Origin of the sequence: Paenibacillus aceris, from assembly GCF_017874035.1 — a bacterium.
GTDB lineage: Bacteria > Bacillota > Bacilli > Paenibacillales > NBRC-103111 > Paenibacillus_E > Paenibacillus_E aceris.
Genome location: NZ_JAGGKV010000005.1, coordinates 342,906 through 364,723 on the forward strand (window position 1 = coordinate 342,906; position 21,818 = coordinate 364,723).

19 protein-coding genes are annotated in these 21,818 nt (G+C 48.0%); all 19 read left to right on the forward strand.

Annotation, left to right across the window (positions count from 1 at the left end):
- The first annotated feature begins 20 nt into the window (after window positions 1-20).
- The 19 genes from J2Z65_RS12335 to J2Z65_RS12425 all read left to right on the forward strand — a co-directional run bounded on the left by J2Z65_RS12335 (window position 21) and on the right by J2Z65_RS12425 (window position 21,768).
- Window positions 21-884, forward strand: coding sequence for a transporter substrate-binding domain-containing protein (locus J2Z65_RS12335; RefSeq protein WP_167058872.1), 864 nt, complete (start codon window positions 21-23; stop codon window positions 882-884).
- Between the two features lie 34 nt (window positions 885-918).
- Entirely contained in the window at window positions 919-1,620 is a 702-nt protein-coding gene (locus tag J2Z65_RS12340) for an amino acid ABC transporter permease (RefSeq protein ID WP_167058869.1), read from the forward strand.
- 20 nt (window positions 1,621-1,640) lie between these two features.
- Complete coding sequence (locus J2Z65_RS12345) at window positions 1,641-2,351, forward strand: ABC transporter permease subunit (protein ID WP_167059055.1); 711 nt, start codon at window positions 1,641-1,643, stop codon at window positions 2,349-2,351.
- Window positions 2,352-2,522: 171 nt separating this feature from the next.
- Window positions 2,523-3,275, forward strand: coding sequence for an amino acid ABC transporter ATP-binding protein (locus tag J2Z65_RS12350; RefSeq protein WP_167058866.1), 753 nt, complete (start codon window positions 2,523-2,525; stop codon window positions 3,273-3,275).
- An 11-nt stretch (window positions 3,276-3,286) separates the two neighbouring features.
- Window positions 3,287-4,303: an LLM class flavin-dependent oxidoreductase gene (locus tag J2Z65_RS12355; protein ID WP_167058863.1), complete on the forward strand. Its 1,017-nt coding sequence runs from the start codon at window positions 3,287-3,289 to the stop codon at window positions 4,301-4,303.
- A gap of 36 nt (window positions 4,304-4,339) precedes the next feature.
- Window positions 4,340-4,831 carry a DinB family protein gene (locus J2Z65_RS12360; protein WP_167058860.1) on the forward strand — a complete coding sequence of 164 codons (492 nt, stop codon included), beginning with the start codon at window positions 4,340-4,342 and terminating at the stop codon, window positions 4,829-4,831.
- Window positions 4,828-5,367, forward strand: a complete 540-nt coding sequence (locus J2Z65_RS12365) for a GNAT family N-acetyltransferase (protein WP_167058858.1) — start codon at window positions 4,828-4,830, stop codon at window positions 5,365-5,367. Before J2Z65_RS12360 ends, J2Z65_RS12365 begins: the two co-directional genes overlap by 4 nt.
- Window positions 5,364-6,401, forward strand: a complete 1,038-nt coding sequence (locus J2Z65_RS12370) for an LLM class flavin-dependent oxidoreductase (protein ID WP_167058855.1) — start codon at window positions 5,364-5,366, stop codon at window positions 6,399-6,401. Before J2Z65_RS12365 ends, J2Z65_RS12370 begins: the two co-directional genes overlap by 4 nt.
- A 31-nt stretch (window positions 6,402-6,432) precedes the next feature.
- The gene (locus tag J2Z65_RS12375; protein ID WP_167058853.1) at window positions 6,433-8,085 is read left to right on the forward strand and encodes an ABC transporter substrate-binding protein; all 1,653 of its coding nucleotides are present in this window, start codon (window positions 6,433-6,435) and stop codon (window positions 8,083-8,085) included.
- 13 nt (window positions 8,086-8,098) lie between these two features.
- Window positions 8,099-9,028 (forward strand): ABC transporter permease, encoded by a 930-nt coding sequence (locus J2Z65_RS12380; RefSeq protein WP_167058850.1) that lies wholly within the window; start codon window positions 8,099-8,101, stop codon window positions 9,026-9,028.
- 54 nt (window positions 9,029-9,082) lie between these two features.
- Complete coding sequence (locus J2Z65_RS12385; protein ID WP_167058847.1) at window positions 9,083-9,976, forward strand: ABC transporter permease; 894 nt, start codon at window positions 9,083-9,085, stop codon at window positions 9,974-9,976.
- Window positions 9,977-9,989: 13 nt separating this feature from the next.
- A complete protein-coding gene (locus J2Z65_RS12390) occupies window positions 9,990-12,020 on the forward strand; it encodes a dipeptide ABC transporter ATP-binding protein (RefSeq protein ID WP_167058844.1) in 2,031 nt (676 codons plus the stop codon).
- Between the two features lie 199 nt (window positions 12,021-12,219).
- On the forward strand, window positions 12,220-13,089 hold the full coding sequence (locus tag J2Z65_RS12395; RefSeq protein ID WP_167058840.1) for a LysR family transcriptional regulator: 870 nt from the start codon (window positions 12,220-12,222) through the stop codon (window positions 13,087-13,089).
- A 66-nt stretch (window positions 13,090-13,155) separates the two neighbouring features.
- Window positions 13,156-14,298, forward strand: coding sequence for an N-methyl-L-tryptophan oxidase (gene solA / locus J2Z65_RS12400; RefSeq protein ID WP_167058837.1), 1,143 nt, complete (start codon window positions 13,156-13,158; stop codon window positions 14,296-14,298).
- 204 nt (window positions 14,299-14,502) lie between these two features.
- Entirely contained in the window at window positions 14,503-16,800 is a 2,298-nt protein-coding gene (locus J2Z65_RS12405) for a helix-turn-helix domain-containing protein (protein ID WP_167058834.1), read from the forward strand.
- A gap of 202 nt (window positions 16,801-17,002) precedes the next feature.
- The gene (locus J2Z65_RS12410) at window positions 17,003-18,061 is read left to right on the forward strand and encodes a glycoside hydrolase family 88/105 protein (RefSeq protein WP_167058831.1); all 1,059 of its coding nucleotides are present in this window, start codon (window positions 17,003-17,005) and stop codon (window positions 18,059-18,061) included.
- Window positions 18,062-18,211: 150 nt separating this feature from the next.
- Window positions 18,212-19,177: an ABC transporter permease gene (locus J2Z65_RS12415; RefSeq protein WP_420850819.1), complete on the forward strand. Its 966-nt coding sequence runs from the start codon at window positions 18,212-18,214 to the stop codon at window positions 19,175-19,177.
- Window positions 19,178-19,196: 19 nt separating this feature from the next.
- A complete protein-coding gene (locus J2Z65_RS12420; RefSeq protein WP_167058825.1) occupies window positions 19,197-20,078 on the forward strand; it encodes a carbohydrate ABC transporter permease in 882 nt (293 codons plus the stop codon).
- A 133-nt stretch (window positions 20,079-20,211) separates the two neighbouring features.
- Window positions 20,212-21,768, forward strand: a complete 1,557-nt coding sequence (locus J2Z65_RS12425; protein ID WP_167058822.1) for an extracellular solute-binding protein — start codon at window positions 20,212-20,214, stop codon at window positions 21,766-21,768.
- Window positions 21,769-21,818 lie beyond the last annotated feature (50 nt).

Here is a 21,818-nt window from a genome sequence, read left to right on the forward strand (position 1 = left end):
ATAAAAAGGAGGATGTATCCATGAATATATTAAAAACAACCCCCCTTATCCTGACTTCAGCATTACTGTTCGCAGGCTGTGGGGCACAAAAAGAAACGGGTGTCTCGCCGGCATCGGGCGGAGCTTCACCGGTAGCTGCACCAGCTGCCACAGCTGCCACAGCGCCACAGAAAGTGAAAAAAATCGTAGTTGGAACAAGTGGAACATTTAAAGATGTTACTTTCCTCGATGACAAGGGAAACTTAACCGGCTATGATATCGAGTTGACCAAGGAAATTGATAAGCGCCTGCCTGAGTACGAGTTTGAATTTAAAACGATGGAATTTGCTAATATCCTCCTGAGCCTGGAAGCAGGCAAAGTCGATCTAGCGGTTAATCAATATGAAGTGAACAGCGAACGACAAGCCAAATTTCTGTTCAATGACGAAGCCTACAACATTTGGCCTAGCAAAGTTGTCGTGAACAAAGACAACAATACAGTGAATTCGATTGAAGATCTCAAAGGCAAGAAGGTCATCACCTCTCCGGGGAGCAATGGCGCCGTCTGGCTGCAGGATTACAATAAGAATAAAGGAACTCCCTTTGAACTGGTATACTCCGGCAGCGGCGGAACGAACGATGTGATTAACCAAATTAAAACAGGCCGTGTAGACGCCACAATCTCGACACCGTTCCAAGTAGCAGGACGCAATAAGGACGCGGATGCCCAGCAAAAAGTCGTAGGTCCCGTGCTGTACACATCCAAAATTTACTATGTGCTGCGTAAAGATGAAACAGACCTGAAAGGCAAGATCGATGAGGCGATAAAAGAAATCAAAAAAGATGGAACGCTGGCAAGCCTCAGCAAAAAGTGGCTAGGGGAAGATTTTACAGTGACGCAATAGCGGGAGGGAGTCATGGAGAGGCGGAAGGGATAGAATGGGAAAACCGTTTGATTTTTCACTGATTTGGGTGTACTTGCCTAAGCTGCTGTCTTACCTGCACGTCACGTTGTTCATTGTGCTGGCTTCCGTTGTATGCGGCATTCTGCTTGGACTTGTCATTGCACTTCCAAGGTTGTATCGCATCCCTCTGTTGAATCGGCTCGTTATTATTTATATTTCGTACACCAGAGGCACGCCTATTCTGATCCAGCTATTCCTCGTGTATTACGGCGTGCCGGAACTGCTCAAAACAGCGGGACTCGACGTAAGTGATGTTCAGCCGTTAGTTTTCGTCATACTGACTTATGCACTCCATTTTGCGGCCTATTTCTCGGAAATTGTCCGCGCTTCGGTTAACGCCATAGATCGCGGCCAGGCGGAGGCAGGCTATTCGATCGGCATGACCGGATACGCCGTGCTGACGCGAATCGTTTTGCCACAGGCGTGGAAAATAGCGCTGCCCAATGTGGCTAATCTAACGATCGGCACACTGAAGGATACGTCGCTCGCCTACACGCTGGGCGTAATGGATCTGGTCGGGCGAGCTGAAATGCTGGGGACGACCTATCACTTTCTAGAGATTTGGATTGCTTTGTCCATTATTTACTATGTCGTAGTCCTCTTATTGGAGTATATGTATCATCGTTTCGAACGCAGGGTGCAGCGCTTTGAAAAAGCGGTCACAGCTTTGGAATAGAAGGAAAGGAGGAAGCCGCCATTCACATCGATTTCCAGTTTATGCTTGAAGCTTTTAAGGCTATGTTGAAGGTGCTTCCTTTGACACTCGTTATCTCGATTGTTCCCTTGTTCACGGGGTTCATTGTCGGCGCCCTTGTCGCCTTTATCCGAATGTACAGAATCAAATATATTCACCGCATCGCGCAGTTTTACGTTTCTTTCTTTCGAGGCACGCCGCTGCTGCTTCATATCATGCTTGTTTATTTTGCCATTCCGATGATATTTGATAGCCTCGCAGTGAGATATGGCTGGAATGTGCGCTCTAGCGTGATTCCGCTGATTCTGTTCATCTTCGTGGCATTCACGTTGAATATCGGGGCGTACATGTCGGAAACGATCCGCTCGGGCATTTTGTCCGTCTCGAAGGGACAGCTTGAGGCGGGATATTCGGTTGGTATGACGACCTGGCAGGGCATGAGGCGTATCGTCCTTCCACAAGCACTGCACATTAGCCTTCCTAATTTGCTGAGTAAATTTATCGGCTTGCTGCATGGTTCTTCGCTTGCATTCATGATCTCGCTTCAGGAATTAAACGGCACTGCGCACATCGTAGCGATGAGGAACTGGAAATATCTTGAGGCATATATCGCAGCGGCTGCGCTGTACTGGATTTTGACCATTATCGCTGAAAGTATTTCCGCTTTGTTGGAGAAACGTTTGAATGTATACAATCGCAGCGGTGTCGCTTAGGCAAGTCACAGAATTTGCACCAGATGTATTGAATTGTTGAATCGATGTATAGAAGAACTCTATTAGACGAGAGCTTACGGAGAATGATAAGGTTAGATCAAGAATAATTCTTAGTATTTATATCGGAATTATAAGTTTAAGTTCAGCCACGCATTGAAAAGGGGGCACCTCATGATTCGTTTAGCCAATATCTCCAAATCGTTCGGTCGCAATCAGGTGCTCAAAGGCATTCATCTTACCGTTAAAAAAGGAGAGGTCGTTGCCATCTTGGGACCAAGCGGTTCAGGCAAAACGACACTGCTTCGCTGCTTGAATTATTTGGAAAAGCCGAATGACGGAGTGATTACGATTGACAATTTCAGCGTGGATTGCAAAAAAGCGTCCAAAAACGACATTCACCAGCTGCGTCAAAAGACGGCAATGGTGTTCCAACAATACAATTTGTTTCGTCACAAGACAGCGCTAGAGAACGTAATGGAAGGATTGCTAATTGTCAAAAAGATTCCAAAAGAAGAGGCGCGGAAAATCAGCGTCGAGCTCCTGGAGAAGGTCGGCCTTGGGGAGAAGCTTGATGCTTATCCCTCACAACTGTCGGGCGGTCAGCAGCAGCGAGTCGGCATCGCCAGGGCATTGGCGTTAAATCCTGAAGTCATTTTATTCGATGAGCCCACTTCGGCGCTAGATCCCGAACTTGTCGGCGAAGTGCTTGCCGTCATACGAAAGATTGCCAAAGAAGGCATCACGATGATTATTGTCACACATGAAATGACCTTTGCGCAAGATGTCGCCAGTCACGTGGTTTTTATGGATGAAGGCGCCATCGTCGAGGAAGGCAAACCGAATGAGCTGTTTAACCGTCCCAAAGAAGAGCGGACCAAGCAATTTCTGAGCCGCATTCGCCCGGAACTTTCATATTCCATCTAGGAGGCAATCTTATGACGATTTCAATTGGCATTCTGGATCAAAGTCCGATCTCCCCTGGGAGTTCAGCCTCTGAGGCGCTTGCCCAAACCATTCGATTAGCACAAAAAGCTGAGGAGCTCGGCTTTCAACGATTTTGGGTGTCGGAGCATCATGACTCCGAATTTCTCGCCGGCTCCTCGCCGGAAGTGCTCATCTCGCACTTGTTAGCCAAAACAGAGCGAATTCGCATCGGGTCAGGCGGCATTATGCTGCAGCACTACAGCCCGTATAAAGTTGCTGAGAATTTCAATGTTCTGGCTTCGCTGGCACCTGGAAGGGTCGACTTGGGGGTTGGGAGAGCGCCGGGAGGGCTGCCTCGCAGCACACAGGCGCTGCAGCATGGAGTCACGGAACCTCAGACGCTGACGGAGAAGCTCACAGAGCTTGAGGCATACGTGAATAACCAAATTCCGGAGGATCATCCGTTGTACGGCATTAAAGCATCGCCGATAGCAAGCATTCCGGCTGATATTTATTTGCTTGGGGCGAGTCCCGACAGCGCACAGCTTGCTGCTTCATTAGGTCTTCCTTATGTCTTTTCTTTATCCATTAACGGGGACCGATCAGCCGCCATTGAAGCCATACAGGTGTATAGGTCCAACTTTCAGCGTGCTTCGAATCGATCACCTCGGGCTATACTTGCCTTGTCCGTTATAGTGGCAGACACAGATCAGGCGGCGCATGCGCTTGCTTTTGAACAGAAGCACTACAAAGTGTATTTGGCCAGTGGCAAAAAAGCGACCGTAGGTACGTTGGAGCAGGCCGAGGAATTCGGCAGGCAGGCGAATGAGCCATACACGATTGAGGAGAAGACAACGGAAGTCACCCGAGGCTCCAGAGAGACAGTTCGTGAACAGCTGTTAGATTTACAGAGGCTCACAGGCGTGGAAGAGTTCATCGTTACGGCTAGAATCGAGGATTTCGCAGAGAGAGTTCGTTCCTATGAACGACTGGCAGAAGTGTTGAAGGGTGTAGAAACGTCCGTATAGTACTTTGCAGTTAAATAAACATTAGGAGGATATGACATGAGTCGTCACGACATTCAAGCATATTTGGATACGCATAACCAATTACTTCAGGCTGTGGAAGGACTAACCCCAGAACAATTGATTTGGAAGGAGACTTCATCTTCGTGGAGCGTGACCGAGGTTCTGGCCCACCTTGCGGATCATAGCCTTGTCATTTCCTTCCGAATTCGTGACATTTTAGCGGGTACGACGGTTCGATTGCCTGCTTTTAACCAGGATGCCTGGGTCAGCGGGCAAAGGGCTAATGACGGTGATGCTGCCGATATTTTGACGATATTTAATCCATTGCTCCGTTATAACAGCTTATTATTTCATCGTCTAAGTGACGAGGATTGGCAAAAGACAGGTATTAATGCCAAGGGTGAAGCCGTAAGCGTAACGAATATTATCCAGGGATTTACGAAGCATGTGAATACTCATTTACAACAAATTGAGCGAATTAAACGTGCTTTTTCAATCGCAAGCGAACATGAGGTGAGCTCTTCATGAGCGAAATTTATCGTCTTGCTGAGCCCAGAGATGCCGAGAGGCTTGTGGACATCATCTATGATGCGTATATCACGATACGCGAGCTGAAGCTGCAATGGCCCGCTGCGCATGCGGATTTGGCATTAATCGAAGAAAATATCGCGAAGAACGCCTGCTATGTTCTGGAAAAGGATGGACAGATTGCGGCTACGCTAACCTTGTCGAAGGATTCAGCCAACAGATGGAACAGGGAGTATCCGTTTCTCAAATGGTTCGCTGTCCATCCTGACGCGCAAGGCGGCGGACTTGGCACTAAGCTGCTGACTTGGGTGGAGGAAGCCGTTATTCGCGATGAACTCGGCGCATCGGCTGTCACGCTTGCAACAGCGGAGAAGCATCCATGGCTGCTGGATATGTACGAACGAAAGGGCTATGAGCGCATCGATGCTATCGACCGGGGCAATGGTGACGGTACGATGTATTTGCTGCGTAAAATTGTGAACCCCCATTTGCATGCTGAGAGAATTCGTCAGCACCGCCAAGGAGGTTCGTTATGAAATTCGCCTTATTCAGCTTAGTGATGAATATCCGCAATGCGGTTACCGGTGAAACGCTGACAACCCAAGAGAAGTTTCAGAACATTCTCCAGCAGGCGATTTATGCCGAAGAGCTCGGTTTTGACGCTTACGGAATTGGAGAAAGACACGGACCTCCGTTTCTTTCTTCATCGCCGGCTGTGCTCCTGACAGCCATTGCTGCCCACACTTCGCGTATTCGTCTGCTGACAACGGTTGCGGTGCTCAGTGTCTTGGATCCAGTTCGTGTTGCCGAAGATTATGCGACGTTGGATCACCTTTCGGGAGGACGTCTGGAACTAATTATCGGCAAAGGCAACGACCCGAGGCATTATCCGCTATTTGGCATCAAAGAAGAAGAACAGTGGGATTCGCTTGCCGAAAGGTATGCCCTGCTCAAACGCATATGGAGCGAAGAGAATGTCAACTGGGAAGGCAAATATCGTCCCCCATTAGAGGGAGTTACCATTTTGCCAAGACCGTTTCAATCGTCGATTCCGATCTGGCATGGCAGCGCCTCATCGCCGCTCTCCACGGAGCTGGCCGCCAAGTATGGCGAACCGATTTTTTCCTCCAATACGTTTCATCCTTTACCTAAGTACAAAGCGTTGATCGATCACTACCGGGAAAGATGGGCTTATTACGGACATGATCCTAGGCGTGCAACGGTTGGAGCGGGAGCAGGCACTTTATATTTAGCTAAAACGACAGAGGAAGCGATTCGGCGCTTTCGTCCGTATTATGAGGCTTTTCATTCCACGGATTCAGCGAAACATAATCAGTCGCCTTTTGTTAGTTTGGAGGATAACTTAGCAAACGGGCCACTGCTGGTGGGCAGTCCTGAGCGTGTTATCGAGAAAATATTGATCTATCAGGCCGCTTACGGCCACCAGGTCATGTCGATCAGTGTGGACGGCTTGACGGAAGCTGAACAGCGGGAGCAGATGGCATGGTTTGCCGAAGAAGTTGCGCCAGTGCTTCGACGGGAGATTGTAAGCAGCGTTTGGTCAGCTTAATCTATTTATTTGACATTGGAGTGTGCTCATAATGAGGAAATTACGTTTTATACCCATCACGCTGCTGCTGGCAGCTGCCGTGACGGTTTTATCCGCGTGCGGAGGAGCCGGCGGCCAAAGCGGATCGTCATCGCCGGTAAGCTCCAATAATGCTTCAGTGAACGGGCAGGCAGCGAGAGGCGGTGAAATTTCATATGCACTGGCAACCTCGCCGGATTCGCTTGATCCGCACCGCAGCGGTTTGGCCGTTGCCGTCAGAGTATTCCGGACGATCTATGACAATCTGGTTGTGCAGCTGCCGGACAACACGATTAAACCCTGGTTGGCAACGGAATGGTCGATTTCGCCGGATGGTAAGAGCTACACATTCAAACTGCGCAAGGATGTGAAATTCCAGGACGGGACGCCATTTAATGCGGAAGCCGTGAAATACAGCTATGACCGTATTCTCGATCCTGCCACGAAAGCGGCTAATGCTTCTGCGCTGCTTAAGCCTTACAAATCTTCGGAAGTGATTGACGAATATACGATAAAGCTGAATTTGGAGTCACCATCGGTAGCGTTTCTGGGTAATTTGAGTCAAGCGATGCTGGGGATCGTATCGCCAACAGCGGCTAAGAAATCCGGCGATCAATTCGGTAGAAATCCGGTCGGTACCGGACCTTTCAAATTTGTGAAATGGGAAGACAATTCCGAAATCAAAGTCGAGCGAAATCCAGATTATAACTGGGCCCCTTCGCTGGTTGAAAATAAAGGCAAAGCGTATTTGGACGCTATCACGTTCAAAATTATTCCCGAAGAGGCAACCCGGCTCGGCAGCGTACAGAGCGGTCAAGTGACGGCGGCAGAAACGATACCGCCGCAAAATGCCGTGGCGCTGAAAAACGATGCCAAGGTCCAGCTTCTGCAAGTGAACACAAGCGGCTTGCCGTACACGCTCTTTTTTAATCAAAGCAGAGTTCCTTGGAATGATGTAAAGGCGCGTCAGGCTGTACAATCTGCAATTGACGTCGATGCCATTGTCAAGACGCTGTATCTGGGCACCTATCAACGCGCATGGTCGCCTTTGACACCAACGATATTCGGTTACGATGCGTCTCTTGAAAATAAGATTAAACCCGATCTTGATAAGGCAAACCGTTTATTCGATGAATTGGGCTGGGTTAAAGGAGCAGACGGCGTACGCGAGAAAGACGGTAAAAAGCTGACGCTGCATTATGTAGATGGTTCACCGAATCGGGAGAAGCGCAATGATATTGCCGCCATCGTCCAGCAGCAGCTTAAGAAAGTCGGAGTCGTCGTAGAAGTTGAAATTACCAAAGACGTTCAGAGTGTCATTTATACAGCTCAAGCTTACGACCTCTATGGCAACAGCCAAGTGAACTCGGATCCGGTTGCCTTGAATTCGTTCTACCATACAACGGCGCCGAATGCTCGCCCGTCTCTTTCCCATTTATCAGATGCGGCTCTTGATAAACTGCTTGAACAAGGAGTTGTAGAAGCGGATGAAGCGAAGCGCAAGGAAATTTACAAAAATGTACAGCGCTATATCATTGACAATGCGGTCATTATTCCGGTTTACATTTTCCCTTACACCGTAGCAGCCTCGAAAAATGTAAGTGGCATCAAATTCGATTCATTAGGTTATCCGCTGTTCAATGACGCGTCTATCCTCAAAAAGTAAGGAGGCCGTTCGGATGGTAAAGGCAATGGCAATCCGGTTTGTCAGCTCTTTAGGCGTTATTCTGGGTTCTTCCATCTTGGTGTTTTGCGTTTTGTATGTACTGCCCGGAGATGTTGTGATGAATATGATCGATCCGAGCACAATGAGTCCTGAAGCAATCGCGAATTTGCGTCATCAGCTCGGGGTAGACCGACCGTTTATCGAGCAGTTTACGACATATTTCAGCCACGTGCTTGCCTTGGATTTCGGCAAATCATTAGTGAGCTCAGAGCCTGTGCTGCCCAAAATTATAACGCATTTCCCAGCGACATTGGCGCTAACGGCTGCGGCCTCGCTGGTGTCTGTTGCTGTTGGCCTCGTGCTGGGCGTGTTATCGGCGATTCACCGCAACAAACCGATTGATATCATCGCCAGAATTGTCGGGTTGTTCGGCATTTCGATGCCGACCTTCTGGTCAGGGATTTTGCTTATCTTGATATTTTCCGTTTTCCTCGGATGGCTGCCGGCTATTGGCTCTAACGGTTGGCAAACGCTGGTTCTGCCAGCCGTTACTTTAGGAATGCTGGGAGCGGGCTTTATCGTCCGAATGGTTAGAAATTCCATGCTGGAAGTGCTCGGAGAAGCATTCATTACAACGCTTCGCGCCAAGGGCTTGATGGAGCGCTCGGTGATGTACCGCCATGCGCTGCGCAATGCATTAATCCCTGCAGTTACGATGCTGGGAATTCTAATCGGCGAGATGCTCGCCGGCACGGTTGTCATTGAGACGGTTTTTTCCCGGCAGGGTATCGGCAGAATTATCGCAGACGCGATTATGGCGAAGGATCTGCCGGTTGTGCAGGGAGTTATTTTATTCTCCGCAATCGTTTACGTCCTGGTGAATTTACTTGTCGACATCTCGTACGCCTATATTGATCCCCGGGTCAGACGATTCCAAAGTTAAGTTTATGCTTACGAAGTCAGTTTTCTAACGAAAACTTTAAGGAGGATGCCTAGGATGAGGGAAGTTGCCACTGCGAAACCCTTGTGGCGGGTCAAACAAACCGGCCTGACCATTCACCGCAAGAAACTGAATCTGAGCCCTTCACGTTTCATACTGTATGCGTCAACGGTTGTCGTTGTTTTTCTAATAATCTGCGCCATGGTGCCGCAATGGATTGCACCTTACTTGCCGACGGACATGCAAGCGGACCAGATTTTGCTTGCTCCTGAAGCAGCCCATTTGCTCGGGACGGACTATTTTGGCCGGGATGTCTTCAGTCTTATTGTGTATGGCGCCCGGGAGTCGCTGTTCATCGGTTTTGCTTCTGTGATTGTAGGCGGACTGCTGGGAGGGCTGCTCGGCGCATGTGCGGGATATTTCGGGGGATGGACGGACCGTGTACTGATGCGATTTAACGATATCATCATGACGGTTCCCGGCGTATTGCTGGCGCTTGCGATTGCTGCGGCACTCGGCCCTGGGCTTTGGAATATTGTACTCGCTGTTGCTATGGCCGCAGTTCCTAACTATGCCCGCGTTATGCGTGGGCAAATTCTCAGCGTCAAAAATCGTCCGTTCATTACCGCTTCCCGGTCGATCGGGGCAACACAGCTTTCTTTGTTTATGAAACATGTTCTGCCGAATTCCCTTTCTCCGCTGCTCGTTATGGCGGCCATAGGCGTCGGGACAGCTATACTGACCGGGTCCGGTCTTAGTTTTCTGGGGCTTGGCGTATTAAAAGAAGTTCCTGATTGGGGCGCACTGCTTTCTCAAGGTAGAGGTTACTTAACCGTAGCTTGGTGGATATGCACGTTTCCAGGTTTGGCTATTACTTTGTTCGTCCTGTCCATCAATGTCATCGGAGATGAACTGCGCGATGCGCTTGATCCCAAGAAACGGCAGTCATAGGAGTGAGTAGAGGATGAGTGCATTACTATCCGTAGACCAGCTTGGCGTAGAATTTGCTACAATTCGGAACGTCGTGCAGGCTGTCAGCGATATAAGTTTTTCCATTCAGGCCGGTGAAATTGTTTGTCTAGTCGGTGAGTCAGGAAGCGGAAAGTCCGTGACCTCCAAAGCGATCATGCGCTTAATTGAACATGAGAACGGGGCGATTACCGCCGGTACCATACAGCTTGGAGATGTTGATGTCACTGCGCTTCCGCAGCAAAAGCTGCTTTCTCTGCGGGGCAAAAGAATGGCAATGGTTTTTCAAGAGCCTATGGCGGCTTTCGATCCTGTTTTTACGATTGGCAGCCAAATCACGGAGACAATTAGGCGTCATGATCGTCGTCAAACAGCTCGTGAGGCAGAAGAGGAAGCTGCCCGTCTGCTGCAGCGGGTAGGTATCCCAGAGCCGGAGCTTCGCCTTAAGCAGTATCCGGGCGAGCTGTCCGGGGGGATGCTGCAGCGGGCTATGATTGCGATGGCGCTCAGCGGCAAACCAGAGCTGCTGATTGCAGACGAGCCGACAACCGCTCTGGACGTGACGATTCAGGCGCAGATTTTGCAGCTCTTGCTAGAACTGAGGAGCGAGTATAACATGTCCATTCTGCTGATCACACACGATTTGGGTGTTGCGGCTCAGATGGCAGACCGCATCATCGTGATGTATGCCGGTCAAATCGTCGAGCAATCGGCAGCGGCGGATTTGTTCACTCAGCCCCGGCATCCGTATACGATGGGGCTGCTGCGTTCCATTACGACATTAGACAGTGATCGCACGAAGCCCCTTTACGCGATCTCGGGCTCTATACCGGGTATGAATCATCTTCCCTTGGGATGCCGGTTTCATCCACGCTGCGCCTACGCGACAGAGCTATGCACCCGTGAGACGCCGGCGCTGGAAGAAAGAGAAGGCCGTCAATGGGCTTGCTGGCATGCTGATCAGTTGCCGGAGCCGGGGGATGTCGGAGCTGCAAAGCCGTTTCACGAAGTCGACGTTCATCAGCGTCCTGCTCTTGACGACAATAACGCGAAGCAGGAGGCTGCATCGCTCATTGAGGTTCGTCATGTGACGAAGCATTATTCGCTGCAGCGTTCTTTCCTTTCAAGGGAGAGGAAATGGATTCAGGCCGTAGACGATGTTTCGTTCACGATAAGAAAGGGGGAAACCTTCGGCTTAGTCGGTGAATCGGGCAGCGGCAAGTCGACGCTCGGACGGATGCTGCTTCATTTGGAGAGGCCAACCTCCGGTACCGTCTTGTTTGAGGATCAGGACCTGGGCACCTTGTCCGGCTCCCGTTTACGTCAACAACGGAAACATATGCAGATGATCTTCCAAGATCCTCACGGCTCCGTTGATCCCCGCTGGAAGGTAGGGGATATTATCGGTGAACCCTTTGCGGTGCATGGCATGCGAAAGGGAAAGGAAAAGCGGGAAGCCACAGAGGCGCTGCTGAGGCTTGTAGGACTGGATCCGAGTGTCTATGACCGCTATCCGCATGAGTTTTCCGGCGGACAGCGGCAGCGTATCGGCATTGCGAGAGCGATCGCTATGCGGCCTAAGTTTTTACTGGCGGACGAAGCGGTTTCGGCCCTGGATGTATCCGTGCAAGCGCAGATTATTAATCTGCTGCAAGAGCTGCGCCAGCAGCTTGATCTTACGATGCTGTTTATCGGTCATGGATTGCATGTTGTCCGTTATGTGTCTGACCGTATCGGCGTTATGTATTTGGGCAAACTGATTGAAATCGCGCCCAGTGAGCAGTTATTCCGCCATCCGGCGCATCCGTATACACGGGCGCTGGTGTCTTCCATTCCGGTCCCCGATCCGCATCGGCAGCGCTCGTTCAAAACGATCGAGGGGGAAATTCCGTCACCAGCCAATCCCCCGTCAGGTTGTAGATTCCGTACAAGGTGCCCGGCTGCGACCGCGAGGTGCGCTGCGGAAGATCCACTATTCCGCGAAGTAGGCCAAGAACATTTCGTTGCTTGTCATGATCCCTTGTAATAAATTAATAAATTCCGATTGACATACTCGGGAATAATCGGTAGAGTATAGGATAATTCAATAGCTGTCAACCGGGCAGCCGGAGACCTGTGAAGCCTTGTAGCTGAATGTTGTTCAGCATTTCAGCATAGGTGCTCGGAGGTCTTTTTGTGCTTGGTTTTGGGCTTATCCTATTCTAAATGGATCTGGGGTACCGCGTATGAATATTGAAAACATTGAGGCGTTTGTTTATGTGTATCATTACGGAAGTTTTAATAAGGTTGCGGAAGTCTTGTTCCTGTCGCAGCCATCGGTTACTGCGCGAATTCAATCGCTCGAACGCGAGCTGGACATCCGGCTGTTCGATCGTTTGGGTAAGCAAGTGCAGCTGACGGAGAAGGGCAGACAGTTTCTGCCCTATGCGCAGCAGCTGCTGCAAGTGTATCAGAAAGGCAAGCAGCACATACAGCGCCAGCGGACGGATCCGCATGAACTTCGACTGGGCTGCACAGTGTCCGCTTCCAACTACATACTGCCTGAATTGCTGCCAAAACTGAAAGATCAGTACCCGGGGATTCAAATCAAATTAACGACAGCCACGACCGATGAAATTATGTCTAAAGTTCTGAATAAAGAACTCGATATCGGCTTCGTACGCAACATCAGTCATCCTAATTTACATTCGGTTAAATATTACCAAGATCCTATTCGTTTATATGCCTATGCGGACCATCCTCTTGTAGGTAAAGAAGAGGTGTCTCTTGACTTGATCGTCGATCAGCCCTTTGTTTTTTTTGAATGCGGTTCGCTGGATTGGTTGAGAATTCACCGACTATTTCAAAGTCTGGATAAACCTCCGGCTATTGAAATTCAAACGGATAATGCGGAGACAGCCAAGAAGCTAGTCTTGAACAAGGCTGGCATATGCTTTCTTCCAGGTTTATGTGTCGATAAGGAAGTACGTGAGCAGCTTTTATATCCCGTAGATTTAGCTGGGGTAGCGAGTGTCGCTCTGCAGACGAATTTGATCAGCTTGAACGGTGAGCAATCGGAGTTGGTGCAGTTTTTTCTTGCGAATCGAAGTGGGTAATAAAGAGTAGGCGGTTGATGAACGAAACGGTTCGCTGCGGAGTGATAGCATCGGAGGAGGTTAGGCATGAAAAATTCATTTGAAGTGATCGTTGTCGGAGCTGGGTCCATGGGGATGAGCGCAGGGTATTATCTGGCTAAGCGTGGGATTCGCACATTGATGATTGATTCATTTGATCCCCCGCACGAACAAGGAAGCCATCATGGCGAGCCTCGCTTGATCCGCCATGCGTATAGTGGAGGAAAGCCTTATATTCACTTGGCCCTTGAGGCTGACCGATTATGGCGGGAGCTCGAGGTGGCAAGCGGGCAAAAGCTGCTCGTTCGTTCAGGTGTTCTCAATATGGCTGATCTGTCTGCGGGAAAATTCACGAATAGGCTGCCCGATTCCGACGAGGCAGGCGTGCAGGTTGAAATGCTGGATGCCGATGAGGTCCATCGGCGTTGGCCAGGGATCGTGCTGCCGGAGTCATTTGAAGCGATGTATGAGCCGGACGCCGGTTATTTATATAGCGAACGGTGTGTCGCCGCTTATCGAACTCTAGCTTTAGCCGAGGGTGCCATGCTGCTGCCCTATAACCCGGTTCAGCATATTCAAGCGGACGGAGCAGGTGTCCGTGTACGTACACGAGCAGGCGAATTTTCAGCGGATCAACTGATTGTGACTGCCGGAGCCTGGTTCAAGAGTTTAGAGCCTTTCGTCTCGCTGCCAATCCGAGCTGTCCGCAAAACTGTAGGGTGGTTTCGGGGGGAGCCCAACCTTTACGATGCGGGCGTTTTTCCGGGGTTTACTCTCGGAACTGAGAATGGAGGGTATTACGGCTTTCCCAGCATAAACGGCGCAGGTATCAAAATCGGTCGCCATGATGGCGGATTGCCTTGGACGCCAGGGGAGCAGGCAGCGCCATTCGGTCACCTTGAACAGGATGAAGGTGACTTGCGCCGAACTTTGTCCACTTTCCTCCCCCTTGCAGGAGGAGAACTGCTAAAAGGGGCTGTATGCAAGTATGAATTGACTCCTGATGAGCAATTTATCATTGACCGGCATCCGCTTTATACGAATGTCCTGCTGGCAGGAGGGTTTTCCGGGCATGGATTCAAATTTGCCAGCGCTGTCGGGGCGCTGCTCGCCGATCTTATTCAACATGTGTCAACTACAGTGGAACTGAATACCTTTTCACTGTCTCGTTTTAATCAGATAAAGTCCTAGGAGGAGAGATAAGCAACAGTTATACGTAACTAACTTTAATGGGGGGAGCTGCCACAGGGCAACTCCTCTATTGTTTATTTAACTACTATACGGGCAGCTTAATGATTTCAATAAAGGAAAATGACGGAATTAGGCGAATTATTTCATATTAAGCATACCTGTCAGATATAAGTTCTGCATACAGACATCGGGGGAAGTGAGTTTTTGTTTAAAAGTAAGCGTTTTCGAAATAATTGGATCATGATTCTCCTCATTTCCAGTATTCCTGGACTGATCTTCGGAGGTTTCATTTATTGGCTGGCTGGGGGGCGCCTGGAAAATGAGTTACTCCAAATGCACAATAAACAGATTCAGCTGAGAGCTGGCACAATTGACGAGCAGTTCTCTTACTTGGAAACGTCGGTTATGCATTGGGCATTCGATCCAAGTTTCAGTTACTCATTAGCGAGTTTAAGCCTATCGCGTGATTTCGAGGTTGCGCGCAACATGACACAGACGTTAGCCAATATGAAAGGCGCCAACCCACTGGCTCTGGAAACAGAGTTGTATTTGGAAGGGGCAGCCCCGGTGCGGTTTCATCCGCAGTACGAGGCATTAACAAGTGCTGTGCAGATCGAAGGATACAGGAATTTGCTCGCGATGGATAAGAAGGTTTTCTGGTCCCAGCATACTTCGGAGTCAGGTCTTCCGCGTGATAACTCCTTGTCGTTAATGGTGAAAATACCTGAAACCAACGAGAACCCGTTTGGGGTTATTGCGGTTCGGGTCGACACCGAGAAGGTCGCCAAACTGCTGCAAACGTTGGCCCCGTATAACGACGGTAGCACGTTTCTGTTGGAGGAAAATGGCGATCGATTGCTATCAAGTTCAGGAAGAGAACCAGCATCGCAGCTTGACGAAGCGATTAAGAGCGAGGTGCTTGCCAGTAAGGCGAAATCAGGCTCATTCCTTTTTGATTGGAATCGAACGACGTACACGGTTGCCTTCGGCACAATGTCGCGCGTAGGTACCACTTGGACGTATGTCACGGCATCGCCGATCAGTGCAATTACCAAGCCGGTTATTTTTATATCTCAATTGGTCTTGACGCTAAGCGTCGCGATGCTGCTGCTAGCATTCGTTTTATCTTGGGTCGCTTCACGGCGTATCTATTCACCTATTGCACAGTTAGTCAACTTGCTAACGGGAAAGACAGGTTCAGCGGCGCTCCGTAAAGAACAGAATGATGATTTTAAAATCATTGAGAAAGAATGGCTGCATTTGACCAGAGAGAGTATGACGCTTCAAAATAAGCTGGAGGAGCAGCTCCCACATCTCAAGGAAGGATTTCTGCTTCAACTTGTTCAAGGGTATCTCTATTCCTACTCCGAGCAAGCTCTTCTGGAGAGAATGCGCAATTTTGGCTGGTCAGTGGACAATCGGCAATACGCCATGCTGTATATTCAATTGAGCGGGTTTGAGAACTTGGAGGGGCGCTTCTCGTCCGGTGATGAAGGGCTTGTCACTTTCGCTGCTGCCAATATTACGAAGGAGCTCGCATCGAGTCGTTTCGAACAAGCAGAAGTGTTGAACTTTCACGATTTGTCTATCGGTATCCTCATCATCCTTTCAGAAGAAATTGAAACGCCGGAAGGAATCAGAACGTTTAGTCAAGAAGTGGCTCAAGGGATTCATAACACGCTGAAAATGTACGTATCGGTCACCATCGGCAACCTCGCTTTGTCTGTCGTGCATGTGCCCTCTCGTTTCGAGGAAGCGATGCAAGCTTCAGGCAGACGCCGCTTCGAAAGCCGGAACCAAATTATCGACCTGGAAAGTCAGGATGAGTTCGAGAAAGAGAACCATGAATTTCCTTATCCGTTCGCGCTCGAAAGAGAAATTATTCAGGCTATTCGAATCGGCCAGAATGAAGAAGCGAAGCAGCTTATTCAGGCTTTCATGGAAGAATTGCTCGAACGCGGAGCCAAGGTGATCGATATTCAGCAAGGGAATCTTCAATTACTTGGCAGTATCTTGCATGCTATTCGACTTATGAATCTGGATCCAAACCGAATATATAAATCGGCTAATTTATACGAACAACTTATGCAAATCAGAGATCCGCAGAAAATGATCGCCTGGTTCCATGATAAAGTAGTGAGCCCATGCATGGTGGAACTGGAATCGCGATCCGATGCACAAATGAAGAAGATCGTAGAAACTACGATGATATATCTGCAGAACAATTACATGAAGGAAATATCGCTGGACAGCTGCGCTGACTACGCGGGTACGAATACAGTTGCTCTAAGCAAAGTGTTCAAGCAGGTCAGTGGTAAAAATTTTATAGACTATTTAACCGAGCTGCGTATTGGAAAAGCGAAAGAGCTTTTGCGGGACACGGATATGAAAATCAACGACATTGCCGAAATGACGGGATATCAGCCAAGCTATTTTAACCGAATCTTTAAGAAGCAAGAAGGCATAACGCCAAGCCGATATCGGGAGTTAAATAGAAATTAATAGCTTCATCCCAAAAACCGCCCACAGTGGCGGTTTTTTTCTTGTTTGAGAAAAGTCTTAATCCCGCAAAAAAGTATAAGGTCCCGTCATGTATGGAGTTAGAAAGTGTGCTTGATGGAAATTCCAACAAATACTACGCTTGAACCAAGGTACGAAATCCAATCTAAGATTTTAATTTCCTAATGTTAGGGGACGAACTATTTTGAAATACGTAACGATCAATGAAACGGATATTAAACAAGCTATCGACAGGATCGTAACAAGAACGTTTCAGATGGATATGACATGGGATTGGCCCGCCGGCGTCGCTTTCTATGGAATAGGGCAAGCCGTTAAGACTACCGGTGAAACGAAGTATTTGGAACCATTGCGCGCATGGATCGATGAGCAATTTGAGGATGGCATTCCTCCGTTAACGGTTAACGCGGTATCCATCGGTCATACCTTGCTTACCCTATATGAGCAGACCCAATCAGAACGTTATCTGGATACTGCTGTTCAAATGGCGGAATTTTTGAGAACGGATGCTGTTCGATTCGCCGACGGAGTGTTTCAGCATACCGTCTCGCAAAATTACGATTTCCCGCAGCAAGCTTGGGTGGATACGATGTTTATGGCCGGATATTTTCTGATCCGCATCGGAACTCTGCTTCGTAGAAACGATTGGCTGGAGGATGGCTTACTTCAGTACCATGCACATGAGCGCTTCTTGCAGGATCGAGAAACGAATTTGTATCTTCACGGTTGGGACCATATCGCCCAGAACAACATGTCCGGCGTATATTGGGCGCGTGGCAATTCATGGGCGGCTTATACGATGTCCGAAGCGCTGCATATTGTAGAAGTTACACATCCGTCCTACATGAAAATTTACGATTCGCTGCGTGATCAACTTAGCAGCATCGTTCGGCTTCAATCCGATCAGGGCCTTTGGCATACAGTACTGAACGATCCGACGGCTTATGAGGAAACATCGGGCTCCGCGGGTCTTGCTGCGGGATTGATACGTTATAATGAAGCCATCGGCGCGCCAATGTACAATAAATACATTCAGAAGGCCATGCCTGCCCTATTATCGAAAATTTCAAATAACGGTACTGTCTTAGATGTCTCGGCCGGAACAGCTGTAATGAAAGACGCTGAGGGTTATAAAGGGGTAGCCCATGAACGGATTCAAGGCTGGGGGCAGGGGCTGGCACTCGTGTTCCTATCTTCACTTCTTACGTACAAATGGGCAAAGGACGGTTCACGAATCGAGTAAGCTTTTGATGCTAATCATTTTTTTCTAAGTTCATACTTTTTTGCTAAAGCGCTTTCGAAATAGTGTTATTGTCAGAAATTTTCGAATCTTATAGTGTCTAACTTAGAAAGTCACAAGCTTAAATTTCCATTGCAAAGGAGTGAGAACATGATCAAAACATCTGATGCGGAGCAGCACATCGTGCCAGTACCAACCGTAAGAAATTCCAAGCGAAGCACGTTGATAGCCAAAGTAATAAGAGATAAATATTTGCTGCTGCTGCTAATACCGGGATTGGCCTACTTTATCCTATTTAAATATGTTCCGATGTGGGGGGTTCTGTTAGCCTTCAAAAATTATCAGCCTTATGTCGGTTTTTTTAAAAGCGAGTGGGTCGGGCTGGATAATTTCAAGCAGTTTTTTCAAGATCCTGTTTTCTTCCAATTGATACGCAATACGCTTTTGCTTGGTTTGTATGATATGGTGTTTTTCTTCCCGGCGCCAATCATTCTGGCTATTTTGCTAAACGAAGTCCGCAAATCTTTGTACAAACGGTTTATTCAATCGCTAATTTATATCCCGCATTTTATTTCGATGGTTATTGTTGCAAGCATTTCTTATCTTCTTCTGACAACAGAAGGTGGCGTCATCAATGAATGGGTGCTCAAGCTATTTGGGCATAAAATCGACTTTCTAACAAGTGAAAGCTGGTTCCGTCCCATGATCATTACACAGAGTATTTGGAAAGAGATGGGTTGGGGAACAATCATCTTCCTCGCAGCGCTTGCGGGCGTGGATCAAGAGCAATATGAAGCAGCCATCGTCGATGGCGCAAACCGATTTCGCCAGCTTTGGCACATTACGCTGCCAGCTATTCAGGGGACAATCATCGTCGTGTTGATATTGCGAATGGGCCACTTTATGGACCGTGGGTTTGAACAAGTTTTATTAATGATTAACCCGCTAAACAGGCCGGTTGCCGAAGTGTTTGACACGTATGTTTACACCGCGGGGATCATTCAGGGTGCTTTCAGTTATAGTGCGGCAGTAGGGCTATTTAAAGCCATTATCAGTGTCATTCTCGTTTTTACAACGAATTATTTAGCCAAAAGGGCTGGGCATTCCGGCATATTCTGATTGAAAGGAGGAGAGCACGATGAACGCACGTCATTCGTCTGCAGGCGAAAAATTGTTTGATATCGCCAATTATTTGTTTCTTGCTATCGTTGCCCTTGTCATGATTCTTCCGGTTATGTATATCGTGGCGGGATCGTTCGCAAGCGATCTGGAGATAGGAAGCAGATCCTTTTTCCTCATTCCCAAAGACATCACATTGGATGCTTATAAATTTGTTTTTAAAGATAATACGTTACCGCGAAGCTTGCTAGTATCTGTATTTATAACGGTTGGAGGTACTCTTGTAAATCTATTCTTTACCTTTACGATGGCTTATGCCTTATCCCGGCGGCATATGGTCGGGCGAAATATCGTCTTGAACATGATCATCTTTACGATGGTGTTTAGCGGCGGGATTATTCCTACTTATCTGGTTGTGAAAAGTTTAGGACTATTGAACACCTACTGGGCGGTCATGCTGCCTGTCGCGATCAACGCCTTTAATTTGATTGTCGTGAAATCATTTTTTCAAGAAATTCCTAACGAACTGATTGAATCGGCCCGGATTGATGGGAGTAATGATATTGGTGTGCTATGGCGAATTGTTCTACCGCTCTCTAAACCGGTTATCGCAACATTTGCTCTTTTCTATGCGGTTGCCCATTGGAATGATTTCTTCAATGCTCTGATCTATCTGTCTGACGCGAAAAAGTGGCCGATGCAGGTTCTCTTGCGGCAAATTGTTCTTTTGGCTACGGGGGCCTTGGATATGGGAACGTACGATCCCACTTACGTAAAACCACCGGATCAATCGATTAAAATGGCGATTATCGTCGTGGGGACGTTGCCGATTTTGATGGTTTACCCGTTTATTCAAAAGTATTTTGCTAAAGGCGTATTAATTGGCGCGGTAAAAGGTTAAAACGCTTTCAAATTGATGGCGGCTATTTTCGGATTGTCGCAGCAGGAGTCCAAGACCGAAAAGAGTTTGACGACAGACGGCTGCTTCATCATAAATAAGTACATTTTGAATGGATAAAGGGAGGATATAGAATATGAATTGGGATAAAAAGAAAAAACCATTATTCGCAACAACTAGTGTCATATTGGCCGTTACCGTTATAGCGGGGTGCAGCTCGGGAACTGAAGGATCTAAAGCGACAGAAGCACCTAAGACGACTGCAGGAGCAGCGACGGCTGCAAATGAAAAGCCTTTCCCAATCAGTATTATGTTGAAGAGCTACTACAATGATACGGCTACGCCGGAAAGTAAAGTGTGGAAAAAGGTAGAAGAATACACGAACACGAAGCTCGATTTCCAATTTGTCCCTGATGCAAGCTATAACGATAAACTGAACATAACGCTTGCTTCCGGTTCCGTTCCTTCTCTTCTATTTGTAAATAATGCGAAATTGCCTGCTGTTGCCAACGCCATCAAAGGAGGGGCTTTCTGGGAAATAGGCCCTTATCTCAAAGATTATCCGAATCTTAAACAAGCGAACCCAACTGTTCTTAACAATACGTCAGTTAACGGGAAATTCTATGGCCTCTACGTATCCCGCCCGATCGGACGGATGGGGATCAGCTACCGTAAGGACTGGCTTGATAATTTAGGCATGAAGGAACCGCAGACGATCGATGAATTTTATGCGATGTTAAAGGCATTCGCCAACAATGATCCTGATAAAAACGGCAAAAATGATACGTATGGCATGGTCGTAACCAAGTATGCGGGCCCTTTTGATATTATGCAAACCTGGTTCGGGGCTCCGAATAAGTGGGCTGAGAAAGACGGTAAGCTGATCCCGGCCCATTTGACCCCAGAATATATGGAGGCACTCAAATTTTTCAAAAAACTGTATGATGAGAAGTTAATCAATCAAGATTTTGCGGTATACGATTCGGCAAAATGGAATGACCCGATTATTAACGGTCAGGCGGGTGTGGCGGTTGACGTCACCGAACGTTCTTATCAAATTGAAGAGAAAATGAAACAGATCAATCCGAAGGGCAGTATCGGTTTAATTGGAGCAGTAAGCGGCCCGACCGGTCTTCATAATCAACCGACAGCTGGACACAACGGCATGTTCCTCATCTCGAAATCCAGCGTCAAAACAGAAGCTGATCTGAAGAAAGTGCTTACGTTCTTAGATAAAACCAACGATAAAGAAATGCAAGCGTTACTCAACTTTGGTATTGAAGGCGTTCATTATAAAGTAGAAGACGGCAAACAGGTTATTCTTATCGTTCCGACTGACCCTATGGCTCCTGATATTAATAACAAGAATATGAACCAGATCTTATCTTCAATTCCGTACATTATACCTGACATGTTCAAACCATCAACACCGCTTCGCACGAAGTCGGTCGAAGTGCAAAAGGAAAATGAGAAAATCGTTGTTCCAAATCCCGGAGAACCATTCACAACTGCAACCTATACGCAAAAAGGCGCACAGTTGGATCAAATGGTGGAAGACGCACGAATCAAATTTATTGTCGGAAAAACCGATGAAGCCGGCTATAAAGCCGACATGGAACTGTGGAAAAAGAGCGGTGGCGACGACTATACGAAAGAAATAAGCGAAGCTTACGCTGCAAGCAAGGGTAAATAAGTTATGTAAGTAAACTACTTTTAGAGGATAAGTTCCGGTCGCGCAAGGGG

What these genes read in the sequence shown, in the direction of transcription:
- J2Z65_RS12335 (WP_167058872.1), top strand. Translation starts at nt 21, where the DNA reads ATGAATATATTAAAAACAACCCCCCTTATCCTGACTTCAGCATTACTG.
- J2Z65_RS12340 (WP_167058869.1), top strand. Translation starts at nt 919, where the DNA reads ATGGGAAAACCGTTTGATTTTTCACTGATTTGGGTGTACTTGCCTAAG.
- J2Z65_RS12350 (WP_167058866.1), top strand. Translation starts at nt 2,523, where the DNA reads ATGATTCGTTTAGCCAATATCTCCAAATCGTTCGGTCGCAATCAGGTG.
- J2Z65_RS12355 (WP_167058863.1), top strand. Translation starts at nt 3,287, where the DNA reads ATGACGATTTCAATTGGCATTCTGGATCAAAGTCCGATCTCCCCTGGG.
- J2Z65_RS12360 (WP_167058860.1), top strand. Translation starts at nt 4,340, where the DNA reads ATGAGTCGTCACGACATTCAAGCATATTTGGATACGCATAACCAATTA.
- J2Z65_RS12365 (WP_167058858.1), top strand. Translation starts at nt 4,828, where the DNA reads ATGAGCGAAATTTATCGTCTTGCTGAGCCCAGAGATGCCGAGAGGCTT.
- J2Z65_RS12370 (WP_167058855.1), top strand. Translation starts at nt 5,364, where the DNA reads ATGAAATTCGCCTTATTCAGCTTAGTGATGAATATCCGCAATGCGGTT.
- J2Z65_RS12375 (WP_167058853.1), top strand. Translation starts at nt 6,433, where the DNA reads ATGAGGAAATTACGTTTTATACCCATCACGCTGCTGCTGGCAGCTGCC.
- J2Z65_RS12380 (WP_167058850.1), top strand. Translation starts at nt 8,099, where the DNA reads ATGGTAAAGGCAATGGCAATCCGGTTTGTCAGCTCTTTAGGCGTTATT.
- J2Z65_RS12385 (WP_167058847.1), top strand. Translation starts at nt 9,083, where the DNA reads ATGAGGGAAGTTGCCACTGCGAAACCCTTGTGGCGGGTCAAACAAACC.
- J2Z65_RS12390 (WP_167058844.1), top strand. Translation starts at nt 9,990, where the DNA reads ATGAGTGCATTACTATCCGTAGACCAGCTTGGCGTAGAATTTGCTACA.
- J2Z65_RS12395 (WP_167058840.1), top strand. Translation starts at nt 12,220, where the DNA reads ATGAATATTGAAAACATTGAGGCGTTTGTTTATGTGTATCATTACGGA.
- solA (WP_167058837.1), top strand. Translation starts at nt 13,156, where the DNA reads ATGAAAAATTCATTTGAAGTGATCGTTGTCGGAGCTGGGTCCATGGGG.
- J2Z65_RS12420 (WP_167058825.1), top strand. Translation starts at nt 19,197, where the DNA reads ATGAACGCACGTCATTCGTCTGCAGGCGAAAAATTGTTTGATATCGCC.
- J2Z65_RS12425 (WP_167058822.1), top strand. Translation starts at nt 20,212, where the DNA reads ATGAATTGGGATAAAAAGAAAAAACCATTATTCGCAACAACTAGTGTC.